The sequence below is a fragment of the Methylosinus sp. DMC45 genome, assembly GCF_056313885.1.
Window position 1 is genome coordinate 14,670 of the sequence record NZ_JBQUZK010000018.1, and the last position, 13,080, is coordinate 27,749.

4 protein-coding genes and 1 pseudogene are annotated in these 13,080 nt (G+C 54.5%); 2 read left to right on the forward strand and 3 right to left on the reverse strand.

All coding sequences use genetic code 11. The annotated features are described in order from the left end of the window. Positions 1-919: 919 nt before the first annotated feature. Positions 920-4,039 carry a non-ribosomal peptide synthetase gene (locus ACT53T_RS04635; protein ID WP_476160315.1) on the forward strand — a complete coding sequence of 1,040 codons (3,120 nt, stop codon included), beginning with the start codon at positions 920-922 and terminating at the stop codon, positions 4,037-4,039. 163 nt (positions 4,040-4,202) lie between these two features. Further along, positions 4,203-4,947, forward strand: a pseudogene (locus ACT53T_RS04640) (transposase); the annotation flags it as partial. Positions 4,948-5,096: 149 nt separating this feature from the next. Here the strand turns inward: ACT53T_RS04640 and ACT53T_RS04645 are convergent. From ACT53T_RS04645 to ACT53T_RS04655, 3 genes are all read right to left on the reverse strand, one after another. Continuing rightward, the gene (locus ACT53T_RS04645) at positions 5,097-5,558 is read right to left on the reverse strand and encodes an adenylyl-sulfate kinase (RefSeq protein ID WP_476160316.1); all 462 of its coding nucleotides are present in this window, start codon (positions 5,556-5,558) and stop codon (positions 5,097-5,099) included. A gap of 1,352 nt (positions 5,559-6,910) precedes the next feature. Then, positions 6,911-11,404, reverse strand: coding sequence for an RHS repeat-associated core domain-containing protein (locus tag ACT53T_RS04650; protein WP_476160317.1), 4,494 nt, complete (start codon positions 11,402-11,404; stop codon positions 6,911-6,913). A gap of 481 nt (positions 11,405-11,885) precedes the next feature. Then, positions 11,886-12,890, reverse strand: a complete 1,005-nt coding sequence (locus ACT53T_RS04655; RefSeq protein WP_476160318.1) for a hypothetical protein — start codon at positions 12,888-12,890, stop codon at positions 11,886-11,888. Between the last annotated feature and the right edge of the window lie 190 nt (positions 12,891-13,080).

Consider the following 13,080-nt stretch of genomic DNA (forward strand, 5'->3'; position numbering starts at 1 on the left):
ATGCGAGTGCGTCTGGATACGAAAAGACCACTTCCCTAGATGTTATCCCATAGAGTTAATCGCATAAAGGTGCAACTCACGGCGGCTGCGATGAGCTCGATCGCAGGCCCGGCGGCAGCATACTGTCGGCTCGAGCAACAGGCAGCGTAGCGAGCCGCTTATGGGAGTTACGAAATCCTTGACGTCGCCCTGCACGGCATCGACCGCGGCGAGACGATCGCCCTAACGTGCTCGACATTTTGCTTACCGAAGAACTCACCGTTCGCGGAAGGCCGCCGCGTTAGGATGGCACTCTCGGCGTTCAAGACGCACGCCGGTTTCGACTTCGCCGTCCGGCCTTCGCTCGATAAGAGCTGCACCATTGGCGATCGCTGAATTGCAGTTCACCGATCGCGCCGAAGCACATGTGTCATCTCGGAGACATGGACACGTTATTCTGCGTTGAGGCGTCGGAAGACGCAATGGCGAAGTTCTGCAAGCCATTAATTTTCAACTCCGCCAGGGCAGCCCGCGTTCACAAACGTGTTCTCCGGGGGAGAAATCGGGATCTCGATGGACGACCGTGGCCGCTAGAGGGATAATGTGTTCATCGCTTTGGCGCTCGATCAAGCGTGACGATATCTACCCCGAAAGCTATGCCGACGGGCGTGAGGCGAGAGCCGGGATTGCTTCCTGGATGATACTATAAAGAGATTGGGGGCGCCCGACTTCCAACCAACGAATCGATTATATGGTCCCGCTTAGCGAGTCCATTTCAGTTTAGCCTTCCCGCAAATCGCGTTTTCATCAGTCGCTTCCCCGAGAAATCACATTTGTATCAGAAGTATATGCATGATGAAGCGATTACGAGTGGTTTACGACAACGTCGATACCAAGAACAATCTAAATCTGAACTGTCACTTACACGGGATTAACTACAATGGCACAAATAACATATGGCTCAGAGCCATCTTCTATCAAGCTAGAGTTAGAAGAAAAGCATGTAGAATATACTAAATACCTTAGCGGCAAGCATCAATTAATGTTAGGTGCCTGGTTAATTGACGACGAAATCGACGTCAACGTGGTAAGAGAAGCAATTAAACTAGTCATAATTCGCCACGACGTGCTGCGAACTCTGCTACAGGAGACAGATACAGGTCGTAAGAAAGTTGTACACAGTTATGTACGACCACACGTTGTCAACGAATCAATTGCTTCGCACAAATCGAATTATAAATTCGTTTTAAAAGCCGTTATCGACAAGGACATAAATGTAGAATTTGATTTATTCAGCGGACCGCTCGTTCGTATATCGTTAACGCACCTCGACAAAAAAGAAACACTACTTGTTATCAAGATGCATACGATGGGTTCAGACGCCACCTCTGTTGATATTGTTTTCGATGAGATGGCGTATGCCTATGATGCCATCAAGCAAAAGCAATCGCCCACGTGGACAAACTTGAATCCTCCCTATGCGGAGTTTGCGGCACGATGCGTGAACGCGAGTAAATTGCACTTCGACAAAGGACCTGACGAGATAAATAGTATACTAGCGGGCAAGCCGCCTGCAGACAGCGAGCCTAATTCTGCATCTATAGCCACGACATATTTACCCATGAGAGCCCTTAAGAAGGCAGCCAAAGATAATGGCGTAAGCCTTAAGGCATGGCTTCTCAGCCTTTATGTCGTTGTGATGTACCGTCACTTTAACCAAGAACAGCTGTTGATTATTTTGACCAACTCAAATCGTAGCTGCCCAGAGTTTCGCGATGTGGTCGCGCCATTCTCCTCAGAGGCCCCGATACGCATTACTATAAACAGTAACGATACAATTATAGATGTCGCAAGGCGCATATATAATAATGGAGTAGACGATGTCAACATTACTAATTGGTCAATTGAAGAAGACGTAGACAACACGAAGCGGTCTGGCTCTGTTCGGCTTCCTATACCGCCTCACACATTTAGATTCAATGAACGTAGGCGGTTCCGGAATAGGATAGGAGGAGGATCTGTTAGAGCAATTGCTGTTAAACAGGCACATATTCACCATGGTTTTGGAGCTGTAATTACAGAGCGGAAGACAAATATATTGATTACGATAAGCACCACGTCACATAATTTAGATGCGCAATATTTAAATACGTTTTTGTCTAATTTTCAAGTTCTAGCAACTACTGCATCCGAGCCCGCTAGTGCTGGTATGGTCGTTGGTAACATACCGATTATGACCGATCGACAAGTTAATCACGTACTGAGACAACTTCGAGGCAAGGAAACTGCCGTTAAACGTCACGGTATTCATCACTATTTTGAAGCATGGGCTAAACGGAACCCAACTGCAACGGCTATCGAAACTGAAAACAATCGACTTACCTATCGACAAATAAATGAACGGGCGAATGCGTTGGCTCATCGGCTCTCAGATTTAGATGTGCGAGGAAAGCTAGTAGGGCTTTACCTCCGTAAGCCTGAAGACAACGTTATCGGTATGCTGGCGATCATGAAGGCTGGAGGAGGCTATGTACCACTTGATGTAACATACCCTCGGCAACGAATTGCTCATATGATTGAACAATCTGGACTTAGCTTTGTTATAGTAGACGATGTGGAATTAGAATGTATGTCGTCGACTTTGGTGACAACAGTAGGTTTTTATAGCAACAAACAGGCGGAGACTTACACTAATCCTGACCTAGATATAAACCCTGATGCTCCTGCATATTGTATCTTCACTTCAGGGTCGACAGGCACGCCAAAAGGTGTGCTGATCCGGCATGCTTCTGTTGTGAATCTGATCGCCGATTGGCGACGACGGGTCAAAGGACAATTGCCGGGAAGATGCTCATGGTGGACTCGTATTGGGTTTGACGTGTCCGTATTTGAAATATTTTCATCGCTTTGTTCTGGTTCGACCTTATTGCCGGTGCCAGATGAGGTGCGGATCGATGCAGAGTGCTTCGCGGAATGGCTCCTTTCACGCAATATTGATGGAGCCTTTTTGCCGTCGTTTTTGATCCAGGGTATGTTGCCGGTAGCCAAAAAATTTATGCTCAGGTCCATTTTAGTTGGAGTCGAGCCGATACCAGAACACAGTCTTGTACAACTGCAGAATCTGTGCCCAAGTTCGACTATTATAAACGCCTATGGGCCCACTGAAGCTACCGTTTACGTGACAGCATATAGTAATATAAAGAATTTAATTCGAGCGGCGCCTATAGGTCTACCTATATATAATAACAGAATTTATATATTAGACATAAATAGAAATATTGTTCCTATCGGAGTAGTCGGTGAGGTGTACATAGGAGGCAAAGGCGTCGGTATTGGATATGTAAATGATGACGAACTTACTGCAGATAGATTTATCTCAATTACGATAAATGGGAAAACGGAACGGGTGTATAGGACAGGTGATCTAGCACGTCTTCTTAATGGGAATCTGATTTTTATGGGCCGAAAAGATTCTCAGCTTAAGTTCAGAGGCTTACGAATTGAACCAGGAGAGATAGAGGCCTCTATGATTCTGCACCACAAGGTGAATGACGCTGTTGCAACTGTGGTATATGGGCATGATCCAATTGATTGTAAGTTGATAGTATACTTCTCTACGACTGACGGATCGCCGCTATATAGTGATGAATTGCGTAAGCATCTACAATGTATTATTCCATCTATATTTTTTCCTGATCAATTCATTCAGCTTAATATGATCCCAAGAACACGAAACGGAAAAGTTGACTACAATAAACTAGTGCCAGAAAAAATAACGTATCAGAATGATGTCGACGCTTTTTCGTTGCCGGTTACTGTAACACAGAGGTTGATTGCCGATATATGGTCAAGCATTCTTCATATTGACCGAATTAGGCTTGACGATCAATTTTTTGCGCTAGGTGGTCACTCACTTCTTGTCACGCTTGTTATTACAAAATTGAGGGAGGTGATTGGTCGAGGCTTTGGAGTGGAGATTTTTTTTAGGGATAACGTGACCTTGCGAGAGATAGCCGAGTATATTGATAATGTGGTCCCCACACACTCGACTAATCTGTGAGCAGAGGAAACGCCATGAAATTAGAGCATTGCCCCCCGTGCCAACGATGTTGAGACAAACTCCCACCGGGAGTTTACCCTTGAGGGCCGAGGTCGAAACATCCTAAGGTTATGCGCTCTATCACTGAAGGAAAGACTCTTGCGGCGTCTGGCGCCGAAACGGAGGAAGGGTTTCGGCGCCAGACGCCGCGCCGCGTCGCGCCAACGTGAGCTGGGAAAGCCTCGCAGTTCGTCATGCCGACGCCGTGGCCCAAGTGAACGAGGACGATATCGCCGAGAGAAATGCTCGCCAAACGGGCCGGCACAAGAAAGTCTGCACGACAGATCCAGACGCCTCGATGGCGACGAACGGTCGAAATCGCAAGCTCGAACCGTCATTCAAACAGCACGCGGTCGTCGATGACGTGCGTGGCGTGGTCCTCGATGTCGAAGTCACGATTGGCGAGACGAATGAAGGACACGTCGTGCTCGACCGGATCGACGCGGCCGCAGTGGGCAGGCCGATCGCAACGGTCACTGCGGATGCAGGCTACGCATACGCCAAGGTTTTCGGCGGTCTGGAGCGACGCGGCGTAAACGCCATCATTCCCACCAAGGCTGAGCCGATCCGTAGTTCCGTTCCCTTGCGGCGTTTCGGCTACGACGCCCGGAACGATCTCCTGAAGTGTCCTCGCGGGAAAATTCTCAGGCCAACACGGTCCGTCGGCCATGGCCGCTTCTTTCTGTTCCAAGTCTCGCGATTGCGGTCGCTGCGACCTCGCCGCGCTCTGCCTGTCGAGGGGTCGCAAGAACAAGGCAGTCGTTATCGGTGACGATTATCCCGCGCTGCTGCGGGCGCGCCGGCGCCGCGAACGTTGGAGCGGAAAAGAGCGCGAACTCTACCAGCGACACCGCTGGCGCTCCGAAGGTTGCTCACCCTGAGTCGGACAACCGTGATCCGGGGCGGGGATATCGCGGCGTCAGGCCGCCGCTCGGTTCGATCGTCCACGGCGTGACGATCATACGGCCCAATCGATCTGGGCGACGGACATATATATCAGCCGGCGCTTTTCAAGCGCTCACTCCCGTTGTCTCGCGCCAAACGGGCTAAAACCCCAGGCTACGCTGCGTTTTGCGAGATGTATGCAAATGCGTGAAGCCCAAAGCTCCGGTGGTCCCTCGGGCAATACGCGAACGTCGTAGTCATGAGGCGGCTCAAACAGTCGGTTTGTATCGTCAAAACGACTGTGTGAAATCCTGTCCATCCAGACGACGAAGTGCGCACCGAAGGCTTGGCGTGTCTCCTGCGTTGGACAAACGAAGTCAGCGATAGCGATACCGCGGGCTTCTACTACGCGATCACACAGCCAGCCCATGCGGCGCGAGTGTTCTATTCGGTCTTCTAACGAAAACCCGAGCTCCTTGTTGATGTTAGCGCGCACTTCGTCAGCATTGAACAGCACCGCGCGAAGCTGCGGTGCCAGAAGACGAGCGAGCGAAGTCTTGCCCGCACCAGGCAAACCCATGATAAGAATTTTCATTATCTCGCATCGAGGTCGTGTGGACGAATTGTATCAAGCAAGGCCCGCGGCGAAACTGACGATCGATCTGAAGTTTCCTTCCGTCTTTTCGCATCATAGAGTACATTGATCGTTTCGGCGAGCGCATTGTCGTAACTGTCGCCAGCGCTGTCGCCCAAGGTCGGTCGGCGATATGTGTTGGGCGGATTCAACTGGTTATCGCAACGATCTCAAAAATAGCTCATTTGATGAATGCGTCCAATCCATCATGCGCGCTTCATGCCTGCTCGCTCCTGGAGTGAGGCGCAAACGGCAGGGGTGCGGCCTATGCACCAAGCGCGCGCGTGACGGAGTTCAACGGATATTCAACTGCTACCCCGGCCTTTGCGCTGTCATGCGGCGAGCTTGGGTATTATGTCTTCCACTAATCGCAAGAATCGGGTGTTGCGTGTCCCCGCAACCACTTCCAACATAAGTCAATCACCGCCCCGATCTGATCCTCGGGGCGGTTTCTTGCGTTGTAGTGGAGCTATGGTCCACAGTTGAGCGTAAGCGATGGGGTGGACGTCCCCTTCGTAGCGGCTGTTTTAACACCTCTACCTTGGCACATTCGATGCCGTCTGGGGGCGTCCACCCCATCGCTTACAGTTGAGCAGCGCATTTTGTTGAAGCTATGCGACGCCGGCGGGCTATGCGGCCGCGCTCACCGCAACAGGCGATCGGCTGCGCAACCCGGACCAGCTCCGCCGATCGCCTGTTGCTCACCCCACGCCCGCGGGCGTATCAACCGCGGGGATCAACTCGCCGCTGGATGAAATTTCGGGGGCAAGGTCAAGGGGAGCCGAGCAGGCACCGTTCGCCATCCTGAGAGGTAATTGATGATCTTCAAATATTTTGTAATTCTTATCTTATAAGAAGACCGTGACCAGATAGCTGAAAGGCTCTCTCGGTAATGCCTCCGCCGAAGGCGGTATGGCGTTAAATGTTTACCGATTTCTGCTTTAAATCTGCCTTTCGGCATAAAACGAATCTATAAATAAAAGAGCATCCTTCTCAGAACTTGTCAGTCTGAAATCACCTTCATCACGCGCCAATCGAAATTTCCGATCTATGCCCAGCATTTCATTGTGAACCGCTATCGGAAGCGGTGCTGCAGAATCGACAGTACAGGCAACACGCTCTAGCCCAAGCTTACCATGACCAGTATTCCGATTAACTCGCACATTCTTCTGTGTCGTGACAACCCTCGCGTCGATGTGAGTCTTACTAAGGCGCGTTACCAAGCATATCAGGCTAGCGCCATTTCGCGTTGTGGCATGGAAGATATCCCCAACGACGAGCTTGTGAAGCAGCATCTTGCGCTCGAGCGACATTTAGTTCCCGATCAAGAAAGGTGTTAGGATTTTGTTTTGTTCTGAACCGGACATGCCTTGTAAGCCTAGCATCTTAACAGCACAATCGCGGCAAACATTTCGGCCACCAATACAATACATCGCGGTTGTGCCGAACGTGCCGCCACTGGAGCAGCTGCCGCCTGTGCAGGAGAAGTCTCCCGCAGCAAGGCCAGTTGGGTCCGTCTTGCTGATCGGATTCCCGTCTACATATGCGTAAAGATTCGATCCCCCTTTTTCTTCGATTGGATCACGGCTGAGCCAACGACCGGAGACCGGATTATAGGCTCTGAAGCGCGTCAGAGAGAGTGCGCTATCCACGTCGTGGAACATACCAGCAAAATCGAATGTAGTTAGTGGTGGCGTGGCCTGTAACGCATTGCCGTAGGGGTCGAAATTGTATGCCGGTGCATTGGCCGCACTGGCGAAAGCGCGCCGTACTGATCCGAGTTGATCAACGCCATAGTAGTAGGTCAGAGCCGGGGAGCCAAAAATGAACTCGCCTTCGTCGTAATATCCCCGCGTCGGCGCATTGCTCGCATTCCGAGCCTGACAGATTTGCATCCCGCACCAGACGTAGCCCGTGGTGACTGTGCTTCCCCCACCGGAGGGCGTGCTCATGATCGCCGTGCGTCTTCCGCGCCCGTCATAGGCGAAGGCCGTCGCTTTCCCCGGCTGACCCGGATAGCCAATACCGATGAGACGATTCTCCGCATCCCAGCTATAATTGCGCTGTCCGTCCGAGAGCAGGTTGCCGTTGCCGTCGTAGTTCAACGACTGCCCAGAGAGATTTGTCAGCTGGTTGAGGCTGTTGTAACTCGCCAATTGGTTTGTCGTAGACGGAAAGACGGGTGCGGCGTCGCTCGTCTCCGTGATCGAGGTGATATAATTCTCCGGTGTCGTGGTGAACTGAAAATTCGAGAACTGGCTCGCCGTAAGGCCGACATTGCTGATCGCTGCGAGACGCCGGTCTCCGGAATTGGGGAGATAGCTCCAGCTCGTCGAGAGCGTCGAGCTGAGCGGCAGGAGGCTGCGCTCGGTGAGCTGGCTCGTCTGGCCCAGATAGACCAGCACGAAAGAGCCGAGGTCGCTCGCATGACCGGTCCGCCGTCCGATGGCGTCGTATTGGAAGGTCTCGGCTCCGGAGCCGGAGACGGTTCGCGAACTCGCCCGTCCGAGCGCATCATAGGCGTAGTTGATCTGATAGGCGCAGGTCGATGTGCCCGTCGGAACGACGCATTCCTGCTGCAGCCGCAAGGCGCCGAAGGAAAAGCCGCCGACGTAGCTATATTGGGTCGCGCCATTGCCGTCCGTCATGGACGCGACCCGTGGAAGATAGGGGTCGTAGGAGAATGCGACGTTCGGCGTCGGGTTCACGGCGTTCGAATAGGAGACGCCCGTGAGGCGGTCGTCCTGTGCGTAGGCATGTTGTTTGATCTGGCCGAGCGCATCGGTCACCGACTTGAGCCGACTCGTCGTCGTCTCGTAACCATAGGAGATTGTGCTGTTGTCGGCATATTGCTTGGTCGTGAGCCGGCCGCGAACATCATAGGTCCAACTCGTTAGATTACCTTTCGGATCCGTCAGACTCGTGAGGGCGCCGACGCCAGTGTAGCCGAGCAACGTTTGATTGCCGAGTGGATCGACGATTTTCGTGAGGCGGCGATTAGCGTCGTGGGTGTAGGCCCATAGCCGGCCTTCCCGGTCCTGGAAGGAGGCTAGGTCGAGCTTGTCGTAGAGGTAGTTGTCTGCGGTTCCGTCCGGATAGGCGATCTTCGTTACGCGATCAGCGGCGTCATAGTCGTAGGTCGCTGTCCATCCTTCCGAGTCGGTGTAGGTCCTCACGCGCGCATAGGCGTCGTAGGTGAAGCTCGCCGCCGTAGCACCATTCGCGTTGATGATCGTCGTCAGATTGGCCGCCGAGTCGTATTGATACCTTGTCGTCTCCTTCAACGGGTTCGTCGCGGAGGTCAGCTGACCGGCGGCGTTGTACGTGTAAAACGTGATTTGGCCGGCGGCGTCCGTGTAGATCAGCGGCCGATGTTTGTCATTGTAGGTGAATTGTGTGATCGGCGTAAGCACGCCCTTGGCTGTGCTCTGTGCGATCGAGAGCAAGTCGATCTGGTTCGCCGCGTAGATGTATCGAGTGATACGGCCGACCGGATCGATTTCCTGCGTCAAGTTGAAAAAGGCGGATGAATCGTATGCTTTTTGTGTGAGCTGCGTCGAGCCATCGTCGAGAACGCGACCGATGGCGATAGGCTTATTGAAGGACCCAGAGAAGATGCTGTTCGACTGTCCCGGATAGGAGAACCACACGCGGTTTTCGAGCGGTTCTTTCACGCTTTCGATGGTCGTCGCCTTCAGGCTCGAATTCGGGGCATGCGTGAAGTGACGGACTCTGGCCTTCGTGTAGTCGCAGCCGCCCGTCGGCGTGCAGCCTGCTGAGATGTATTCGTTCTTGTCCCAATGGAAGCTGTTCCGATATTCGAGATATTGGTTGACAGGCGTGACCGGCATTCCTTGTGGAATCGCCGCCGCGGGTTCGCTGCCGGAGATGGGCGCAGGTTCGAGCCACTCTTCACGCTCGTTGTAGCCGAGCGGATCGGTGACTTGGACGAAACGAGGCGGACCGCTCGTGCCGGGCGCTGTATAAGAGAAATTGGTCACTCCGTAGGGCGTCGTCAGAGAATTCACGAGCGAGTTGGAATCATAGGTGAAGCTCGACGTCAGCCCGATGACGTCGGTGATCGACGCCAAACGTCCCGAGGAATCGTAGCTCAGCACCGCGTTGCGGCCAAATGGGTCGGTAATTTTTGTGAGCCGCAGTGGGGAGAGCGGCAATTCATAGCTGAAGGTCGTCTGTCGCCCCGTCGCATCCGTCAAGGAAACGAGCCGCCGCTGACTGTCATAGTTGAGGACGAGAGCATTTCCTTGCGGATCGAGGATCTGGCTCAAAAAGACTCGCCGCGGATATCCCGTGGCGCCGTCCGACTGCGCATAAACTTCGACGCTTCCGTCCGAGAACAGGCGGCGATATCGAATAGGGGTCTGCGAGTCGAGCGTGAGAATCGAGCCGTCGACATATTGCGCCGTGAACTGGCCGGTGCTGCTGCTATAGCCCGAATAATAAAACGCTCCACCGCCGGCGAGGAAGCGGGACACATTCGCGCCCACATTGGTCGGGTCGTCGGTCACATAGGTGAGCCAATTCAGCGACCATTTTGCCCCGAGATTGTAGAAGTTGAAGGTCTGAGGCTGGCTGTCCTCGCGCTGGTTGTACGAGATTGTCGTCCGCGACGCTGGACCGATCGGAGGGGAATAACCGACTGGCGTGTCCGAAAGCGTCAGGCTGACAGCCGATTCCTTGATGTTGTAACGGCACATTCCCCCGGAGCAGCCACCGCCGTCGGCGCTTGAATCACCTGCATCTCCAGCCGTGGTGCCGCTCGTTGGTCCTTTTCCCCAGATGTAGCTCGCTTCGCGATTGTCGACGGGCCGCCAATCATCGGCCTTCGCATTCGCGGGGACGAGGTAATAGCCGCTCGACTCCATATCGAGCGCCGCCTGCGTCACCCAAACCGAACGTCCAGGAAAGACGGGATCGATCACGTGGAAACGTCCCGCGTTCTCGCCGACGACCGCCGCGAAGTGCCCGACCTTCCAGTGCACCACCGCCGTTCTCGGCGTTGCTTCGCCCGGCTTACGGAAAATCAGCTTGAATGGAAATTTGGCGCGGTCTGCGAGCTGGCCGAGCTCTTCGAGGCTCGTTCCCCCCGACCGAGCGCGATACCACTGAAGAAAGTCGACCTGCTCGGGCGTCGCACCCAAGAACATCGCCAGCGCCTTGAGAGCGGTTGGGCCACAGTTGAAGAGATGGCGGGGGTCTTTTTCCGACAGCGTCAGAATATCGCGCGCCGTCTGTAACGCCTCGGTCGCGGAGCCCGTGATGGGGCGGGTGTCGATTTCTTTGAGCACCGCGCCGACGTCATCCATTTTCCCCAATGAAGCATAGAGCCGAGCGAGCTCGGCGACGGCGCCATCGACGAGCGCTTTGGCCTGCGGCTCGGTCGCCCCTTTTCCCGAATTCCAAGCGCCGCGCCACGCTTCTATGGCGCGAGAAAAAAATCCATAGTGAAGATACGAATGCCCGAGGTTCGTCAGCACCGCAGTCGACCAGCCGGAACTCGGATGTTCGGCGACAAAGCTCGTCAATGCATCGACGTCGTCTGGCTCGCGCCGGTTCTCATAGGCTGCGAGCGCGCGAGCCAGGGCGATATCTTCCGCGACCGACGTGGGTGTGGTCCGCGTCAGAGCCTCGGTGAGATGAGCCTGTCCGATGAGCGTCTCGATCTCACGAGGATCGGAAGGCAGGCTCGTGTGCGCTGACGCTGCCTGACAGGAAAACCCAGAGAGAAATGATGCGAGAACGCTCGCGACGAGGGCGAAACAAATTGGCCGAATGCGCGCTTTCATTACGATCCCTCTGCTCAGCGTCAATTCCGCAGGCGTCGATCGGAACACGACTCGTCTTCGACTTCGAAAAAGTGTGTCTTCGAATGTCGTGTTTGTATAGGTCTCATGACAATGACGCCCGTTACGGCGTCCAAACGAAGCAGCCGAACGTGGCTGCTCCCCACGTCGGCGTTCCGGGAGGAACGGAGATCGAGGTGATCGCAGTGCGATTCCCGTTCGCATCGTAGGAGTAGACGACGCAAAGGCCGCTCTCATAAAATGCGGACGTCAGCCGACCGAGCCGGTCGTAGGAATAGCTGTTCGCGGCCGCAGCGCTGTTCATGCCAGCGGCAAGGAACGCGCAAGCCAAACCCCAGCGCCGAGCTGCCGCGCGTGGGCTACGTCTAGGCCCCGCGCGCTCGGAAGATGACCCGAGCGGCGCCATGGCGTGGGCGACTGGGAGTTGAGAAGGATTTCTCATCGAGCGAGCCCTACGATAGCTCTAAAGGATGGGAGCGGCGGATGGCGCGGGAAACTCGTCGGAATAGAACCACGGCACTTGTAGAAGTGGCGACCCGCCGCCGCCATATTGCCATATGACGAAACCGTATCTCACGATCGCGCCGACGCCTCTGCTCGACAGGCTGATGGTGTAGAGGAGCTTCCAATGCGTCCCATCTGTGCTCGCGTAATAGAGCACATTGCCTGACGCGTCGAAGGCGAGTCTGAACCAATCGGTTTGATTGAGAGGCGAGCCATAATTTCCGTCGGTCCAGCCGCCGTTCCAGGAGGGCGTATAAAAGCTCCAAGCGCTGCCGTTCTGAGCCAATGTCCCGAACATCATCGCTTTTCCCGACGCGTCGGCGAAAATCAGACCATAGCCGCCGTTCGACGTAATTCCGGCGCCCCGCAGGCGCGCGGCGAACGAAAATGTGGAGGGCGCTCCAGGAATTGGGCGAAGGAACGATTTGAAACCAACCGTGTCGCTCGTCGTGTCGGACAATATGAAGCCGTTGGCCGGATCATCGACGTAGGTCAAGGGCGTGCTCGACGAGCCTCGCCCATATACGGACGCGTCCGCGAATTGAGATGACGTCGGGGCGTTGACGGTGATGTTACGGTTGGCGGCGGTTCCGGCCCCGCTGACCGTCGATATCGTGATCGAGCCGGGACCATTGGCGATCGAGATTCCTGGACCCGCGGTCAGAGCGCTCGCTTGCGGCGCGCCGCCTGCCGATCCGATGGCGAGTTGGCCGTTGCTGAGTGGCCCGACGGCACCGAACACGCCGGAGCCTGCATTGAATTGCAGAGCGTTAGTCGATCCCGCGGGAGCCGCCGCGGAGAGACAGCTCACCAGCGCGCTGAAGTTGGCCATGATCGGCGAAGCATCGGCGATTTGCCCATTTGTGATCTGGTAAGGCAAGGCGCAGGCAGCATTCGCCGTCTGGGAGTTCAGGAAGAAAGCGCAGCCGAACGCCAATGTCGTCGCATATAGATTTCGCCGCATTCTTCGGACCTCACACGGAAATGAATAAAGCTCGATCGCCGACCACCCGAGAACGTCAGCAACAGGAAAATCGGTATATCGTGTAGATCACGCTACAATGACGAATTCGTTGGCGCTAGTGCACTGACTCAGACGGAAGGTGCAGGAACGCGGGCCAGCTTGGCGAAAATCGCCTTAGCCGGCTTTGTCC